We start from the raw sequence: 14,941 nt of genomic DNA, 5'->3' as shown, positions 1-14,941 counted from the left end.
GCGGTCATGAGCGAATTGCTGGTCGGGACAACGTTATTGGCGTCGTTCCTCGGCGGCGTCGTGGCCTTGCTGGCACCGTGTTGCGTGTCTGTGATGCTACCCGCGTACCTGGCCACCGGATTCCGTCATCGGGGAGGGGTCGTCCCAGCGACGCTGGTGTTCGGCGCCGGAGTCGCGACGCTGATCCTGCCGATCGGGCTCGGCGCCAGCGTGTTGAGCCGCCTGTTGTTCGGCGGGCACGCGTGGGTGTTCTCCATCGGTGGCGTGTTGACCATCGTGGGCGGGATCGCGGTGCTGGCCGGGTGGCGCCCGAACCTGCCGATGCCCGGTGCGCGCGCGGCGACCCAGGGCAGTTACCGGTCTGCGTATCTGCTGGGCGTGTTCTCCGGGGCGGCCTCGGCGTGCTGCGCGCCGGTGCTCGCCGGGGTGGCGGTGCTCTCGGGGGCGGCCGCGTCTTTCCCGGTCGCGTTGTCGGTCGGGCTGGCCTACGTCGCGGGCATGGTCGCCCCACTCGCGGTGATCGCCGTGATCTGGGACAGCCGCCACGAACACGCCTCCCGGCTCCTCGGCGACCACACCCTCACCGTGGGATGGCACAAGCATCGGCGCACCCTGTCGCTGGGAACCGCGGCCAGCGGCGCGCTGATGATCGCGATGGGTGCACTGGCGATCGTGCTCGCGTTCACCGGGCCCGGTATGCCCAGCGGCGGCTGGCAAACCGAACTGTCGGCGTGGCTACAACACCTCAGCGCCCTGTGGCACAGGCACTGTCGTGGCTGCCCGGCTGGGGACTCGCCCTCATCCTGATCGGCGCAACCGTCCTCCTCGGCCGGCGCGCGATGCGACCGACCGTTACTCGGACCTCGCGAGATGCAGTGGGCTCCAACGATATCGAGGAGGAATCATGAGCAAACCTCGATCACAGGATTCGGCGCACCGAACCACCGGCTCGAACCGGACTCGAAGGCAATCGGTGACAGGGCCGCGAGGGTCTCACCCGCCTGCGGCCACCGTCGCGGCCGTCGCGCTTGTCGTGGTCGTGGTCGTCGCGGTCCTGTACGTGGTGTTTCGAACCGGTTCGCCTGCCACCGATCCCGGGGCGGGCGCCAGTGGCTACCCGCACGTGGCCGGGGACCCCGGCACCGGAGAAATGGCCCCCGATTTCACCCTGGCATCCGGGGCCGGAACGCCGGTGAGCCTGACCGCCTACCGCGGCCGCAGCGTGCTCCTGTATTTCCAGGAGGGGCTGACCTGTCAGCCGTGCTGGGATCAGATCCGTGACCTCGAACGAAACACAGACGCCTTGACCAGCGCCGGGGTGGACGCGGTCGTCTCGATCACCACCGACCCGGCCGCGCTGATCGGACGCAAGGCCGCCGACGAACACCTCACCACCGTCGTGGCGTCGGATCCAGACCTGAAGGTCTCCCGCGCCTACGACGCCAACTCCTACGGGATGATGGGCCAGATGCGCGACGGGCACAGCTTCGTGCTGGTCGGCCCGGACGGGGTAATCGCCTGGCGCGCCGACTACGATGGCGCACCCCAACACACGATGTACCTGCCGACCGCGAAACTCCTCGCCGACCTGCGCACCGAACGCCGACCATGACCATCGCCATCACCTTGCTCACCCGATCCGACTGCGGGCTGTGCGAGCACGCCAAGCAGGTCCTGGCCCGGGTCGGTCAGGACTATCCGCTGACCGTGACCGAGATCGACCTGCGCACCGAGGACGGACAACGCCTGGCCGCCACCGCCGGGGTATTGTTCGCCCCCGGCGTCCTCGTCGACGGCGAACCGTTCTCCCATGGGAGGGTTTCCGAACGCAAACTGCGCCGCACCTTGGCCCGGCACACCGGACCGGGATGATCACCGGACCCCGTAGCGATGTCGCCCCAGCCCGGCAGCACCAACACCAACCAATACCGACACATCTGTCCCCTCGAGTCCGCGTCCTTCCTGCGCCCCCTCCTCATCGGGGCACCGGAGTAGCTACCGCACCGTCCTCGCACGCAGATCGGTGCCGTTCGCGCAGGAGGTTTACCGGGTTCGGGATTCGGTGGGCGCTGTGTCCGCTGTTTGTGTCGGGAGCTGGAGGGCGGTGGCGGTGAACTGGCAGCCCCCGTGAGCTGTGAACGGTTCGGCGAGTTGGGCCAGGTAGCCGACCGGATAGTCGGGTTTGGCGGCCATGCCGATGTCCTCGCTGCTGAAACGGCGTGCGGGGTCGTAGCTGTAGGTGCGCAGCAGGTGATCCCAGACGAGGGTGAACAGTCCGAAGTTGACGTCGCCGATGCCTGCCCATTTGAGGTGGTGGAAGCGATGGCCTTCGTTGAGGGCCAGCACATATTTGAGCGGACCCACGCGGTAGTCGGCATTGGAATGCTGAAGCAGCAGCTGCACGGCCACGGCGAGCGACAGCGCGGCAGCGACCGGAACGGGGATGCCGAGCAGCAGCAGCGGGGTGACGCCGGCAGTCATCTCGATGGTTTGGTGCAGCGGGTGTTTCATCAGTCCGTCAAGCCGCCATCCGGCGTGGGCGGCCCGGCCTCGATCACGTCGCCCGAACGGGGTGGGCGAGATCAGCGTCGCTGCCGTGAAGGACATCCCGCGCAGCGTGCTCACTGCCTGCCGATCCAGGACCACCAGCGTGTAGGCGTTGACGATCCACTGCAACTCGGTGGTGCTCGCGCCCAAGTCACCCGCCAGCGTCGGCAGCGCGACATTGAGCACCATCAGGTCCAGCCCGACGGTGAGCAGCGCGATGACCAGCGCCGCCAGGCCCGACCAGCGGCGAGTCGCGGACAGCCCGGCCATCGCGTGAGAGTTGATCTCGGACATGGGATCTCCCGAACCAGTGAAACAGGGCGCGAGGTGAACGTGCGTTGCGGCGACTACCATCACCAATCAATCGTGCACAGACGATGTTATCAAAAAATAGTTCTACAATCGGTTTCTATCGATGATTATTCGAGATCCTCCGCTCGCCGCGCAGCACCGTCGGCTGCGCTCTCGAACACGTGACGACACGCCGGCTCTGCATACGCCCTTCGAAGTGTTTCTCCGCGAGGGATTGTGGGGCGCGATTCCTACGGCGGGGCTCGCTCGCCGACTCCCGTCGGCGCTTCGAGACGTCGCCTGGACCGCGTTCCGCATCGTCGTGCGCGCCGACTCCGATGGCTCCGGGCGACGCGTAAGTTGACTGAGAGACATATAAGCGCAGTTCAGTGGGGCTTCGGGTAGAGCGTGCGGGCGCGAACCGGGTATTGCGTGGGCGGCGTACGATCGGCTGCCGTGGCCAGTGGTGTGCGGACATCGAACGTGTGGCCGGTCCTGGTGGCGGCGCTGGCGGGTGTGGTGTTGACGCTCGGTGTCACCGACTGCCGGGTGTTCGGTCCCGGCTCCCCGGTCGCCGCGCCGACCGCGGGTACCACGGTGGTGGCAGGGGCCGCGGGCCCTGCGAATCCAGCCGATAGTTGCACGCACCCGGCCCATGAGGCCGTCTTTGCCGCGACGATCACCTCCCACCGAGACGTCCAGACTCCCGCACATTCCTCGGGTGTCCTGATCCTGGTCGGCGTCACGGGGTGGGCGGCGGCGCGGCCGCGAAGCCCTCCGTCCCGCGCTCTTCGCACCGAGAGCGGTAGCGCTCTTCTCATCCGTTTCGGCATCTGCCGACGCTGACCGGTCAGCGCCAGGCCGACGTGAGCTGCCCGTCTGCCGGTGACCGCTGCCCGGGTCATCGCTGTGCCGAACGGAACGGAGTCCGCCATGAACGACGCTGTGCTCGACACCCTGTGCACCACCCCTACCTCGTCGGTGACCACCGCATACCGCTGTCTGCGGCCCAACGCGCTGGTCGGCAATACACCAGTCCTGCGGATCGGTGCCCCGTTCGCGCCGGGGAACCGGGGATTCTGGGCCAAACTCGAAGCAGCCAATCCCGGCGGGATGAAGGATCGACTCGCCCTGCACATGGTCGAACGCGCTCGCGCGCGGGGCGAGCTGAGGCCGGGTGCCCGGATCGTCGAATCCACCAGCGGCACACTCGGTCTCGGGCTGGCACTGGCCGCATCGGTGTACAGGCATCCGGTCACCCTGGTCACCGACCCGGGCATGGAATCACTGATGCTGCACCTGCTGGCCGCCTACGGCGCGCACGTGGAGCTGGTCACCGAGCCCCATCGCTGCGGCGGCTGGCAGCAGGCCCGCCGTGACCGGGTCGCCCAACTGCTTGCCGCCGACCCGACGGCATGGTGCCCGGACCAGTACAGCAATCCCGACAATGTCGATGCCTACGATCGGCTGGCGTTCGAGTTGCTGGCCCAGCTGGGCCGCGTCGATGTCCTGGTGTGCTCGGTCGGCACCGGCGGGCATTCGGGCGGAATCGCCCGAGTGCTTCGGCGGTTCCATCCCAGGATGCGGTTGATCGGCGTCGACACCGTCGCCTCCACCATCTTCGGTCAACCGGCCGGCACCCGTCTCATGCGCGGCCTGGGATCGAGCATCCACCCCCGCAACGTCGACCATGCCGCCTTCGACGAGGTGCACTGGGTCGCCCCGGCCGAGGCGGTGTGGGCGGCGCGCACCCTGGCCCGCACCCACTACACCACCGGCGGGTGGAGCGTGGGCGCGGTGGCCTTGGTAGCCGGATGGGCTGCCGGGCAGTACCCCGGGCACGCGCGGATCGCCGCGGTATTCCCCGACGGCCCTCACCGCTATTTCGACACCGTCTTCAATGACGACTACTGCGATCGCCATGGCCTGCTGGGCGTCGCAGCACCCATCGAACCCGAGAACATCGCCCATCCGACCGAACACGTGGTGCGGACCTGGACTCGCTGCACGACCGTCGTCGACCCACGAAACCCGCAGGCGCACAACAGGACCACCGCAGCGACGGTCGCACGATGATCGCGGTGGTCACCGCCTACCGCGGCTACACCCTGCCCGCCCGGATATTGATGCTCAACCAGTTCGGCATCAACCTGGGCTTCTACATGCTCATGCCCTATTTGGCCGGATACGTGTCCGGCTCGCTCGGTGTGGCGGGCCTGACAACCGGGATCGTGCTGGGTGTGCGGAATTTCGCCCAGCAGGGCATGTTCCTGCTGGGCGGCACCCTCGCCGACCGGCTCGGCTACAAGCCGCTGATCGTGGCCGGATGCCTGCTGCGCACCGTGGGCTTCGCGCTGCTGGCACTGGCGGACGCCCTGCCGGCGCTACTGATCGCCTCGGCCGCAACAGGGTTCGCGGGGGCGTTGTTCAATCCCGCGGTGCGGGCATATCTCGCCGCCGAGGCCACCGATCGCCGGGTGGAAGCTTTCGCCTTGTTCAACGTCTTCTACCAGGCGGGCATGCTGGCGGGGCCGCTGGTCGGACTCGCGATGATGGCCGTCGATTTCCGGGCGACCGCCGCGGTCGCGGCCACGGTTTTCGCGGTCCTCACCCTCGCCCAACTTGCCGCGCTCCCACCGCACGACCCCGGCCAGGTCTCCAGACGGAGCTCGGTGCTGCACGACTGGCGCACGGTGGTGACCAACCGGCCGTTCGTGTCCTTCTCCGTCGCGATGATCGGTTCGTACGTGTTGTCGTTCCAGGTGTATCTGGCCCTGCCGTTGCAGGCTGCCCGCGTAGCCGGCAAGGCTGACGCCACTGCGACGGTGACCATGCTGTTCATCGTGTACGGCGTCCTCGCGGTCGCCGGGCAGCTGCGCATCACCGACTGGTTCACCCGCCGGTTGGGACGCGACCGTGGTCTGGTTACCGGCGTGGCGATCCTGGCGGCGGCCTTCCTGCCACTGCTGCTGATACCCGGCTCCGGGCCCTTCAGCACCGCAGCCATGTCGGTATCGGCGGCGCTCCTGGCTGTCGGGAGCGCGGCGGTGTTCCCGTTCGAGATGGACACCATCATCGCGTTGACCGGCGAGCGTCTGGTAGCGACCCACTACGGTTTCTACAACACCGTGGTCGGTGTCGGAATCCTGCTCGGCAATCTCGGCACCGGCGCGGCGCTCGACGCCGCCGCCCGCACCGGGCTCGACGGCCTCGCCTGGGCCGCACTGCTCGCCGTCGGAGCGGCCTCGGCCACGGCCTTGTTCGTTTTGCGGCGATCGGGAAAGCTGGGTGACACCGTCGAATCTCCGGCAGCGGCAGCGAACACCCGCCCCGCCCGATGACGGTGACGCCCCTGATCACGAAATGCTTTGCACACCAGCAGAAACGGGCGAGCGTGACACCGTGCCGGGTCGAGCCCCGCTCGGCGGGCGACGTCGGCGGGCGAGGTGCGCAGCAGCCCGCAGTGCCGCAGCGCCGACGATGGTGACGGCCGCGCCGACGCTCGCGCCGACGGCCAGGCTGACCAGGCCGCTGATCGGGTAGGCGGTACCCACATACACACGCGAGAACGCCAACCCGATCGACCAGATCACCGCGAACACCGCCAGGCGCCGGTTCATCGGCATCACCACCGCCGCCACGGCCGCAACGACCGCGATACGGGGATCGGGCATCGTATGGGTTTCACCGGCCATACAGCGCTCGAGAACATACGCTCCCGCCACCGTGCTGCACGGCGGCGGGAGCGCGATCGCCTCGGCAGCGACGCGCGAGACCACAAATGCCAGACCGGCAGCAATCGACACGGTGACCAGCCCACCGATCGCACGACGGTCCGGCCCCGCTCGCCACCACGCCGCCGCGAGAACGGCGGCAAGCACCACGACACCGAAACGTGCATAGACCAGCATGATCGGATGCAACCACGGCGTCTCCGAGGCAATCCGCGTCACCGCCCGGTATATCGTCCCGTCGGCACCCGCCTCGGTCAGCACATGGTGGATCAGGCTGACGACGCGTTGCTCGAATTCCGGTTCGTCACCGCCCCCGCTACTCGCACGCATGAACTCGATGTTCCCAGCCACCCCCACGATTGTCACCGGGTACCACCCGATTCGCCGTTCGACCTCACCTTCCACTGGTTCGCATATCCTTGCAGGCATCGTGATCGCCCCGGTATGCGTTCGGCACGGCCATCACCTGCGGCTCGGCTGGGAGGTCGACCGGGCGCGATCGCCGCCGGGCTCATCGGATCAGCCCCATTCGTCGTGTCAGCCAATCCATTTCGATCCGCAGTCCCGTGGACCAGACTGCCCAGGTGTGTCCGCCGGGTAGCTCGTGGGCATCCTCCTTGCCCTTGCCACCGTGCCGTCCCCGGTGGTCGCGAAGACGCGAGCCGATCATGACCAGAGCGACGGGCCGCCGCGGAGGGTCGCAGTCGACCCCCGGCGGGACCGTGCTCCATTCCCATCAGCATCGCCGCAGGTTCCGGGCCGAGAGTGCTCAGGCGTCGTCGTCGGTTCGGCGCCCATCGGGGCTGCTGCCGAACACGGTGAGAACGCACAGGCCGATGGCGCCGACGACGATGAGGGAGTCGGCGAGGTTGAACGTCGGCCACCAGCCGGTGCGCAGGTAGTCGGTGACCACACCGTCGGGCGCGCGGTCGACGACGTTGGCGATCGCGCCGCCGAGAATCGCGGCGAAACCGGTGCGCCACCACGTGTTGGCCGTGGGTGCCCACCGCCACACGGCCACAGCCATGCAGGCGGTAATCAGGCCCGTCACGGCCAGGACCACCCCGGTGGGCGCGCCCGCTCCCATCGAGAACGCGACACCGGGGTTGAACGCCAGCCGCAGGTCCACGGGCCCCAGTTCGATCGGATTGCCCGCCAATCGGCGCTGGGCCCACACCTTGGCCGCCAGATCGATGCCCGCCATCCCGGCGGCGATCACATACACCGTGACACGGTGCCGGATCGCCGCCCGACCGGTGGCCGGGGAGGGCGTCACTACGGGGTCGATACTCATGATCCGGTGCCGGCCAGCGCGCCGACCTGCGGGGCGGCTCCGACCGGTGCCGGTGCCAGCGGCGTGGTGCGACCGGCGCGCACGCCATTGGCGATGACGACGATCTCGGCGACTTCGTGCACCAGCACGACCGCGGCCAAACCGAGCACCCCGAACAGCGCGAGCGGGATCAGCGCCGTGACGATGGCCAGCGAGAGCCCCACGTTCTGCAGCATGATCGCCCGCGCGCGCCGCGCGTGGTCGAGGGTTTGCGGCAGGTGCCGCAGGTCCTCGCCCATCAGGGCGACATCGGCGGTCTCGATGGCCACGTCGGTGCCCATCGCGCCCATCGCGACGCCCAGGTCGGCGGTGGCCAGGGCAGGCGCGTCGTTCACGCCGTCACCGACCATGGCGGTGAATCGTCGCGTGCGCAGCTCGGCGACGATGCGGGACTTGTCCTCCGGGCGCAGGTCGGCGTGCACGGTGTCGATGCCCGCCTGCGCGGCCAGCGCGGCGGCGGTGCGCTCGTTGTCGCCGGTGAGCATGGCCACCTGGCAACCACTCGCATGCAGCCGCGCCACCACTTCGGCGGCCTCGGGCCGCAACTCGTCACGAACCGCGACAGCGCCGATCAACGCGCCGTCGTCCTCGATCAGCACCGCGGTCGCGCCCGCCTGCTGCATGCGTTCGACCTCACCGGCGAGCGGACCCGCCTCGATCCAGCCGGGTCGGCCCAAACGGACCGGTCGACCCTCGATCCGGCCGGTGAGCCCGGCGCCGGTGACCGCTTCCACCTCGGTGGCCGGTTGCACCGTATCGACGGCGGCGAGAATCGCACGCGCCAAGGGGTGTTCGCTGCGCGCCTCCAACGCGGCGGCCACCGCCAACACCTCGGCCTCGGTCGCACCGTTGATCACGGCGACCTCCACCACGGCGGGCTGGTTGCGGGTGAGGGTGCCGGTCTTGTCCAACGCCACAGCCCGCACCTTGCCCAGCGCCTCGAGCGCCGCACCACCCTTGACCAGCGCGCCGAGCTTGCTGGCCGCGCCGACGGCGGCCACCACCGTGACCGGCACCGCAATCGCCAGCGCGCACGGCGACGCGGCGACCAGCACCACCAGCGCCCGCTCGATCCAGGTCTTCGGATCCCCCAGAATGCTGCCGAGAACGGCGATGACCGCCGCCGCGATCATGATGGCGGGCACCATCGGTTTCGCGATCTTGTCGGCCAGGCGCTGCGCCTCACCCTTGCGGGTCTGCTCGGCCTCCACGATCCGCACGATCCGGGCGAGGGAATTGTCCTGCGCGGTCGTGGTGACCTCGACCTCGAGGACGCCGTTGCCGTTGATCGAACCGGCGAACACCTCGGCGCCGGGACCGACCTCGATCGGCACCGATTCACCGGTGATCGCCGAGGTATCCAGGGCGGTGCGCCCGAAGCGAATGACACCATCGGTGGCGATCCGCTCACCGGGCTTGACCACCATCGTGTCCCCGACCGCCAATTCCGCCGGGGACACTTCGGTCTCCACGCCGTCACGCCATACAGTGGCGCGATCGGGCACCAGCGACAGCAGCGCACGCAACCCGCGACGGGTGCGCGCGATCGAGTACTCCTCGAGTCCTTCGCTGATGGAGAACAGGAACGCCAGCATCGCGGCCTCGCCGACCTCACCGAGGATCACCGCACCGACCGCGGCGATCGTCATCAGCGTCCCGACCCCGATCTTGCCCTTGACCAGGCGCTTCAGCGTCGACGGCACGAAGGTGTACGCGCCGACCGCCAACGCCGCCACCTCGAGCGTCAGCACCACCGGGCGCGACATAGCGGCCCACCCCGCGATCAGCGCCGCGAGCAGCAGCACGCCCGCGACCGCCGCGGCCCGCAGCTCACCGACCTCCCACAGGCGCTGCGGTGCCTGCTCCTCGCCCTCTTCTCCTGTCGTCGGCTCGTCGTGGCCACAACCGCACGCGTCGCTCATCGCCGCCCCTTCCGTCCTGTCGCTTCGCCCGCGGCCGGTGCCTCGGTGCCGTAGTTCGGGCACAGCGCTACCGCGTTACCCGTCGCCGCCAACAGCGTCTCCGCCGAGGCCAGCAGGTCCATCAGTTCCGGGCGGGTCAGGCTGTAGAAGACCTGACGCCCTTCGGGGCGCCCCACCACCAGCCCGCAGTCCCGCAAACACGCCACGTGCGCCGACACCGTCGACTGCGCCAAGCCCAACCCGCTCATCAGGTCGACCACACGCGCCTCCCCGCCCGCCAGCCGCTGCACGATCGCCAACCGCGTCGCATCCGACAGGCTGTGGAACAGCGCCACCGCCGGCTCGAGAGCCCCCTCCCCGGAGGGTGGGCAATCACCCCTACTATTAATCGTCATCAAGCGATGCTAACACCATCAACCGTTGACATCGCGTGAAGACGGTCACCCAGGAGCGGGGCCGGCAACCATCAGTGCTGCGCGTTGTCATCGCCGAATGCCTATGCTGTCGAGGACAGTCGGACCGCAAATGATCACCACCGCACGGTGAGGAACCTGTCGATGGACTACGAGGTGTTCCTCATCCGCCGCATCCGCGAACACTGGGAAACCCACGGCGACAACCGACTCGCCGTCGCCTCCGGTCTCACCCGCACCGCACGACCCATCACCGCGGCGGCCGCCATCATGGTCGTCATCTTCGGCAGCTTCCTCACCGCCAGCACGCTCGAACTCAAACAACTCGGCCTGGCTCTCGGTGCCGCGGTCGCCATCGACGCGATCATCGTGCGACTCGTGCTGGTTCCGGCCCTGATGCAGTTACTGGGCCGATGGAACTGGTGGTTCCCCCGCCGGCGTGGGGGGCGAGTTGTGTCCTTGAAGCAGAATGGGGTCGGGACCACGCGAGCCAACCCCGATCGTCGGCAGCGCAGTCAGACGCGCAGTTGGTTCCCGAAGATGCGGGTGCCCAGCTGCTGGGCGTCGGTGAGGTCCAGGATGATCCCAGCGAGCTGTTGGGTGGGTGTCTGCCCAGTTTTGCGCGGTCTGCCGGTCGCTGAAGAAATTGAGGTAGCCGCAGCAGGTGTCGGCGGACGGGCCGGCAGTTGCCCGTGCGCCGACGAACACAACCGTTGTCTGAGGCTGCGCCGCCACGACCGCGTCGCGGACGGTCACCGTGATCGGTTCGCCCGTCGACGGGTCGACCGATTCGATCAGGACATCGGTGTCGAGCATGGCAGCGATACCCAGGGCATCGACGGCGCACATCGCATAAACCTGCGCCCCGGCCGCGATCCGCACCCGGTGCGGTGTCGGTGAGGCAGAGAACGGGTAAGCCGACTCGACGCTGCCGGACATGCCGAGGCGGATCACATCGGCTGTGTGCAGACGCTCGAGGACCTGCTCCGCCGAAGTATCGTGCTCGGCGGCGACCGCGGTCAGCTCCGCCGCCGCCGGTGCCCGGCCCTCGCTGGCGAAACCACGCAGGATCGCGTGATGAACTGCCCGTTCGGCGGGGTCGGTGGGCTGCGCTGCCGCGCGCCACGCGCTCAACGTCCCCGCCGCCGAAGACTCACCCGATGCCCGAGCGCAGCAATCCACAGCAACACCCGGTGCGTTGCCCGATGTAGTGGAGGAGTCCCCCAAGTGCAGCGCCTCGCGCAGCGCTACCACCGACGGCGCCCCGCTCACCGACCCGGTCTCGGACCGATACAGACGGCACGACACGCTCGGCGCCTGACCCGGTACGGCGAAAGGATCCATGCCGTCGACGAGCAGCGTCGGCGAGCCGGTCATTCCCGCAGCGGCAGCTCCGGCCGCGGTATCGAGCACGCGGTGCACGACCTCCACATCGACCGGCTCGCTGCCGATCGCCTGCCGGATCCGTTGCTCCAACACCGAAACGTTGGGGCAGTCGGGGACCTGCAGAATCTCCAGCTTCATCGTTCGCCTTCCTCATCGTGGAGGGTGTGCAGAAGCGGACAGCTCCGGTCGCTACGCGGGCGTTCACAGGTGGCAACCAGCTCCGAGAGCGACTGCTGCATCCGCTGCAGATCCACGATCCGCTCGGCGAGCTGAACCATCCTGGCTTCGGCCAGCTCCCGGGCCACGTCGCAATCATCCGGTCCGCCATCGGCAAGATCGAGAAGTTCACCGATCTCCTCCAGAGTGAACCCAAGATCCTGGGCGCGCTTGACGAACCTGACCACCGCCACAGCCTCGCTCGGATACGCCCGATACCCCGACGCTGAACGCGGCGGCGACGCCAACAGACCCCGGCGTTCGTAGTACCGAAGCGTCTGCACGTTCACCCCGGCGCAGGTGGCCAGCTCACTGCTACGCATACCAACATTCTCAACCCTGTACTCGAGTACAGAGTCAAGGCCGATCACACAGCGCAACGGCCACAGGGATCGGCCCCGGCCCACCGCTCGGCCACAGAGACTCGGCGGATGCCCTGCAACAGCTCGGTCTTGCGCACCCCTCGAGGGTTCAGCCCTCACCTCTGGCTACCTATCCCCGAACACGTACCCGCCCACACCCGCCGGTGCACGGATGTGACCAGTAGGCTCACTGTCGTGACCAGCGCTACGCCCGCAGTGCGGCGAGCCGGACTTCTCCGGCTCGTCGTCGTGCTGGCGGCGCTGGTCGGGATCGCGCTGATCGGGAGTGGGCACTGCCGGGCCGCTGCGCCGATGGACATGTCCATGACGGCCTCGGCCACGGCGGCCGGTCACTGCGGTCCGGCGCAAACCGGTGCCGACCAGAGCATGAACCACGCCGATCACGATCAGGGTGCGGTGATGGTTAAGGCCAGCGCCGCGTCGGTGACGGCCGGATCGGATCATTCACAGCCCGTGGCCCCGGCCGCAATCGTGATGGCCTGTCTGGCGGTGTTCCTCGCGTTGCTGGCCGGTGTGGCGTTGCTGCGCCACCACGGGCGCGCCCACGCGATCCGTATTCCCCTTCCGCTGGCGGGGCCCGAGCCGCGCACGGTGCTGCTGCGCCCGCCCAGCCTCGCTGAACTCTGCGTGCTGCGGACATAAACCGCAGATGCCGCGGGTCTGTCGCACTGCGACCGACCCGTCCCCCGTCGTGCGTTCGATAAACGCCGCGGGAGCCGTCTGTGTATGTCTCCGTACTTACCTCACGCAGGAGTTCGTTTCGTGAATCTCGTTCCTGTCCTGGCCACCGGCCTGTTCGCTGGCGGCGTCTCGTGTGCCGCCGTCCAAGGCGGTCTGCTGACCGGCGTCATCACCCGTCAGCGCACCGCGACCGCCACAACCAGCAAGACCGCAGCCGTGCAATCCCCGCCGCGGGTGTGGGCCCGCCTCGGTGACGATCTGGCACCGGTCGGTGGTTTCCTCGCCGGAAAACTGCTCTCCCACACCCTGCTCGGTGCCGCGCTCGGCGCCCTCGGCGGCGCCGTGCAGCTGTCGATCGGTACCCGCACCTGGCTCCAGATCGGGGCCGGGCTGCTGATCATCGTGTTCGGCCTCGCCCAACTCGGCGTGCCCGGGTTCCGCGGGATCGTCGTGGAACCACCCGCCTCGTGGATGCGGATCGTGCGCAGCGGCGCCCGCCTGCACACCGCATTCGCGCCCGCGGTGCTCGGTGTGCTGACGATCCTGCTCCCCTGCGGGATCACCCTGTCGGTGGAAGCGCTCGCTCTCGCGTCCGGGTCCCCGTTGTGGGGTGCGGCGGCCATGGCGGTGTTTGTGCTCGGTACCGGACCGTTGTTCGCCGTCCTCGGGTACGCCGCCCGGGTCGCGGCCACCGTCTGGCGCGGCCGGCTGGCCGTGGCGACCGGACTGGTCGTGCTCGGCATGGGCTTCTACACCCTCAACGGCGGTCTCGAACTTGCCGGCTCCCCGTTGGCTGCCGGACGCATCGCCGAAGCATTCGGTGCCAGTCAACCCCCCGCTGACGCCACGGCCGCGACCGTCACCGACGGCGTGCAGCTGGTGACGATCACCGCCCGCACCGGTGCCTACACCCCCGGCAACGTCGAAGCCAAAGCCGGTGTCCCGACCACCCTGGTGGTCAAGACCAACGGCGTCCAGGGCTGCATCCGGTCGCTGGTCATCCCCAGCCTCGGCATCCAGAAGGTCCTGCCGAGCACCGGGGAGACCCGCATCGACCTCGGGGTCCTGCAACCCGGCCGCCTGGATTACACCTGCGGCATGGGCATGTATTCCGGCCTGCTCACCATCGCCTGACGAAAGGATCGAAAACCTATGGCCACACACACTTTTCGGGTCCAGGGCATGCACTGCGGCAGCTGCGCGCTGCTCATCGACGACACCCTGGCCGACCTCCCCGGCGTCCGCAACACCCAAACGTCGATGAAAAGAGCGCGCACCACCGTCGACCTCGACACCGCCACCACCCCCGACGATGTCATCGCGGCCGTCGCTGAACTCGGCTACACCGCCACCGTCGACTCGTAACGACCTGCCCTGTCTGGTGGGTCGGCCGCCCAGCGCAGCCGACCCACCGGGCAGCAGCCCCACAACCTTTGGTGAACCCGGGATTCCTGGTTCACCTCGAGTCGGAAACGGAACGAGAAATGAACTCCGTACTACTCACCCTCGCGGTCCTCGCCTGCCCCATCGGGATGGGCGCGATGATGTTCATGATGATGCGCGGCAACCGCCACGACACCGGCGACGACACCCGCCAGATCGAACTCGACACGCTGCGCGCCGAAATCGAGCGCCTCAAAGCCGACCGCCAACCTGAGCACCGGCCCGGGAATTCGTCGTGACATCCACCTGGTACGCCGCGATCCTGGCCACGGCCGCGGCGACCGTCACCTACGTCACCTGTATCCGGCCGATGCGCCGCCACCGGCGTGCCGAGACCGGCGTCGATGAACAAATCGCGGCACTGACCCGCGAACTAAACACCCTCCGAGCAGGCGATAGGGCCGCCGCCAGGGAAGACCACAGCGCTGGTCCGGTCCAGCGCCGCACCGATGCAGACACAAACAATCAGTGACCCCCGATCTGCCTGGTCAACCGATCACCGGCAACTTACGCGGTTTGACCTTCCATTCGAATGGAAGGTCTAGCATCGCTGCGGTTCACCGGTCAGCCGAGATGCCCTCGGCGGCTCCGC

Annotated in this window: 18 protein-coding genes and 1 pseudogene; 12 read left to right on the top strand and 7 right to left on the bottom strand. The window is 68.5% G+C overall.

Going from position 1 to position 14,941, the window contains the following annotated elements; translation table 11 throughout:
* The first annotated feature begins 6 nt into the window (after window positions 1-6).
* The 3 genes from APZ21_RS31140 to APZ21_RS31130 all read left to right on the top strand — a co-directional run bounded on the left by APZ21_RS31140 (window position 7) and on the right by APZ21_RS31130 (window position 1,872).
* The gene (locus APZ21_RS31140) at window positions 7-807 is read left to right on the top strand and encodes a cytochrome c biogenesis CcdA family protein (RefSeq protein ID WP_204249190.1); all 801 of its coding nucleotides are present in this window, start codon (window positions 7-9) and stop codon (window positions 805-807) included.
* A gap of 166 nt (window positions 808-973) precedes the next feature.
* Window positions 974-1,612 (top strand): peroxiredoxin family protein, encoded by a 639-nt coding sequence (locus tag APZ21_RS31135; RefSeq protein ID WP_204249189.1) that lies wholly within the window; start codon window positions 974-976, stop codon window positions 1,610-1,612.
* The gene (locus APZ21_RS31130) at window positions 1,609-1,872 is read left to right on the top strand and encodes a glutaredoxin family protein (RefSeq protein WP_040714342.1); all 264 of its coding nucleotides are present in this window, start codon (window positions 1,609-1,611) and stop codon (window positions 1,870-1,872) included. Before APZ21_RS31135 ends, APZ21_RS31130 begins: the two co-directional genes overlap by 4 nt.
* 171 nt (window positions 1,873-2,043) lie before the next feature.
* Here APZ21_RS31130 and APZ21_RS36525 read toward each other — a convergent pair whose 3' ends face one another.
* Window positions 2,044-2,841, bottom strand: coding sequence for a sterol desaturase family protein (locus APZ21_RS36525; protein ID WP_371852309.1), 798 nt, complete (start codon window positions 2,839-2,841; stop codon window positions 2,044-2,046).
* 405 nt (window positions 2,842-3,246) lie between these two features.
* On the opposite strand from APZ21_RS36525, the gene APZ21_RS36565 reads away from it, so the two are divergent.
* The 3 genes from APZ21_RS36565 to APZ21_RS31110 all read left to right on the top strand — a co-directional run bounded on the left by APZ21_RS36565 (window position 3,247) and on the right by APZ21_RS31110 (window position 6,179).
* A complete protein-coding gene (locus tag APZ21_RS36565; RefSeq protein WP_476739090.1) occupies window positions 3,247-3,684 on the top strand; it encodes a hypothetical protein in 438 nt (145 codons plus the stop codon).
* A gap of 87 nt (window positions 3,685-3,771) precedes the next feature.
* The gene (locus APZ21_RS31115; RefSeq protein WP_040714341.1) at window positions 3,772-4,914 is read left to right on the top strand and encodes a PLP-dependent cysteine synthase family protein; all 1,143 of its coding nucleotides are present in this window, start codon (window positions 3,772-3,774) and stop codon (window positions 4,912-4,914) included.
* The gene (locus APZ21_RS31110) at window positions 4,911-6,179 is read left to right on the top strand and encodes an MFS transporter (RefSeq protein ID WP_040714340.1); all 1,269 of its coding nucleotides are present in this window, start codon (window positions 4,911-4,913) and stop codon (window positions 6,177-6,179) included. Before APZ21_RS31115 ends, APZ21_RS31110 begins: the two co-directional genes overlap by 4 nt.
* A gap of 15 nt (window positions 6,180-6,194) precedes the next feature.
* Here the strand turns inward: APZ21_RS31110 and APZ21_RS31105 are convergent, their stop codons facing one another.
* The 4 genes from APZ21_RS31105 to APZ21_RS31090 all read right to left on the bottom strand — a co-directional run bounded on the left by APZ21_RS31105 (window position 6,195) and on the right by APZ21_RS31090 (window position 10,222).
* Window positions 6,195-6,977 carry a hypothetical protein gene (locus tag APZ21_RS31105; RefSeq protein ID WP_054816788.1) on the bottom strand — a complete coding sequence of 261 codons (783 nt, stop codon included), beginning with the start codon at window positions 6,975-6,977 and terminating at the stop codon, window positions 6,195-6,197.
* A gap of 364 nt (window positions 6,978-7,341) precedes the next feature.
* Window positions 7,342-7,848 (bottom strand): signal peptidase II, encoded by a 507-nt coding sequence (locus tag APZ21_RS31100; protein ID WP_239476939.1) that lies wholly within the window; start codon window positions 7,846-7,848, stop codon window positions 7,342-7,344.
* A 14-nt stretch (window positions 7,849-7,862) separates the two neighbouring features.
* A complete protein-coding gene (locus APZ21_RS31095; RefSeq protein WP_040714337.1) occupies window positions 7,863-9,827 on the bottom strand; it encodes a heavy metal translocating P-type ATPase in 1,965 nt (654 codons plus the stop codon).
* On the bottom strand, window positions 9,824-10,222 hold the full coding sequence (locus APZ21_RS31090; RefSeq protein ID WP_051030369.1) for an ArsR/SmtB family transcription factor: 399 nt from the start codon (window positions 10,220-10,222) through the stop codon (window positions 9,824-9,826). Before APZ21_RS31090 ends, APZ21_RS31095 begins: the two co-directional genes overlap by 4 nt.
* A 162-nt stretch (window positions 10,223-10,384) precedes the next feature.
* Between APZ21_RS31090 and APZ21_RS33475 the strand changes: the two are divergent.
* Window positions 10,385-10,624, top strand: a pseudogene (locus APZ21_RS33475) (MMPL family transporter); the annotation flags it as partial.
* A gap of 18 nt (window positions 10,625-10,642) precedes the next feature.
* Here the strand turns inward: APZ21_RS33475 and APZ21_RS36200 are convergent.
* Complete coding sequence (locus APZ21_RS36200) at window positions 10,643-11,764, bottom strand: alkylmercury lyase family protein (RefSeq protein ID WP_306307404.1); 1,122 nt, start codon at window positions 11,762-11,764, stop codon at window positions 10,643-10,645.
* Window positions 11,761-12,165 carry a MerR family transcriptional regulator gene (locus tag APZ21_RS31080; RefSeq protein ID WP_040714379.1) on the bottom strand — a complete coding sequence of 135 codons (405 nt, stop codon included), beginning with the start codon at window positions 12,163-12,165 and terminating at the stop codon, window positions 11,761-11,763. The genes APZ21_RS36200 and APZ21_RS31080 overlap by 4 nt, the downstream gene beginning before the upstream one ends.
* 234 nt (window positions 12,166-12,399) lie before the next feature.
* Here APZ21_RS31080 and APZ21_RS31075 point away from each other — a divergent pair, with 234 nt between their 5' ends.
* From APZ21_RS31075 to APZ21_RS31055, 5 genes are all read left to right on the top strand, one after another.
* Window positions 12,400-12,867, top strand: coding sequence for a hypothetical protein (locus APZ21_RS31075; protein WP_156371420.1), 468 nt, complete (start codon window positions 12,400-12,402; stop codon window positions 12,865-12,867).
* A gap of 120 nt (window positions 12,868-12,987) precedes the next feature.
* Complete coding sequence (locus APZ21_RS31070; protein WP_040714332.1) at window positions 12,988-14,040, top strand: urease accessory protein UreH domain-containing protein; 1,053 nt, start codon at window positions 12,988-12,990, stop codon at window positions 14,038-14,040.
* Between the two features lie 18 nt (window positions 14,041-14,058).
* On the top strand, window positions 14,059-14,271 hold the full coding sequence (locus tag APZ21_RS31065) for a heavy-metal-associated domain-containing protein (RefSeq protein ID WP_040714331.1): 213 nt from the start codon (window positions 14,059-14,061) through the stop codon (window positions 14,269-14,271).
* A 119-nt stretch (window positions 14,272-14,390) separates the two neighbouring features.
* Entirely contained in the window at window positions 14,391-14,588 is a 198-nt protein-coding gene (locus tag APZ21_RS31060) for a hypothetical protein (protein WP_040714330.1), read from the top strand.
* Window positions 14,585-14,821 carry a hypothetical protein gene (locus APZ21_RS31055; RefSeq protein ID WP_054816786.1) on the top strand — a complete coding sequence of 79 codons (237 nt, stop codon included), beginning with the start codon at window positions 14,585-14,587 and terminating at the stop codon, window positions 14,819-14,821. The genes APZ21_RS31060 and APZ21_RS31055 overlap by 4 nt, the downstream gene beginning before the upstream one ends.
* Window positions 14,822-14,941: the final 120 nt, after the last annotated feature.

This window comes from Nocardia arizonensis (genome assembly GCF_001310275.1).
Taxonomy (GTDB): Bacteria; Actinomycetota; Actinomycetes; order Mycobacteriales; family Mycobacteriaceae; genus Nocardia; species Nocardia arizonensis.
Note: the sequence above shows the minus strand (reverse complement) of the source record. Positions and strands in the feature narration are given on the sequence as shown.

Coding starts and splice junctions, on each gene's coding strand:
- APZ21_RS31140 (WP_204249190.1), top strand. CDS start 7: ATGAGCGAATTGCTGGTCGGGACAACGTTATTGGCGTCGTTCCTCGGC.
- APZ21_RS31130 (WP_040714342.1), top strand. CDS start 1,609: ATGACCATCGCCATCACCTTGCTCACCCGATCCGACTGCGGGCTGTGC.
- APZ21_RS36525 (WP_371852309.1), bottom strand. CDS start 2,841: ATGTCCGAGATCAACTCTCACGCGATGGCCGGGCTGTCCGCGACTCGC.
- APZ21_RS31115 (WP_040714341.1), top strand. CDS start 3,772: ATGAACGACGCTGTGCTCGACACCCTGTGCACCACCCCTACCTCGTCG.
- APZ21_RS31110 (WP_040714340.1), top strand. CDS start 4,911: ATGATCGCGGTGGTCACCGCCTACCGCGGCTACACCCTGCCCGCCCGG.
- APZ21_RS31095 (WP_040714337.1), bottom strand. CDS start 9,827: ATGAGCGACGCGTGCGGTTGTGGCCACGACGAGCCGACGACAGGAGAA.
- APZ21_RS31090 (WP_051030369.1), bottom strand. CDS start 10,222: ATGACGATTAATAGTAGGGGTGATTGCCCACCCTCCGGGGAGGGGGCT.
- APZ21_RS36200 (WP_306307404.1), bottom strand. CDS start 11,764: ATGAAGCTGGAGATTCTGCAGGTCCCCGACTGCCCCAACGTTTCGGTG.
- APZ21_RS31080 (WP_040714379.1), bottom strand. CDS start 12,165: ATGCGTAGCAGTGAGCTGGCCACCTGCGCCGGGGTGAACGTGCAGACG.
- APZ21_RS31065 (WP_040714331.1), top strand. CDS start 14,059: ATGGCCACACACACTTTTCGGGTCCAGGGCATGCACTGCGGCAGCTGC.
- APZ21_RS31060 (WP_040714330.1), top strand. CDS start 14,391: ATGAACTCCGTACTACTCACCCTCGCGGTCCTCGCCTGCCCCATCGGG.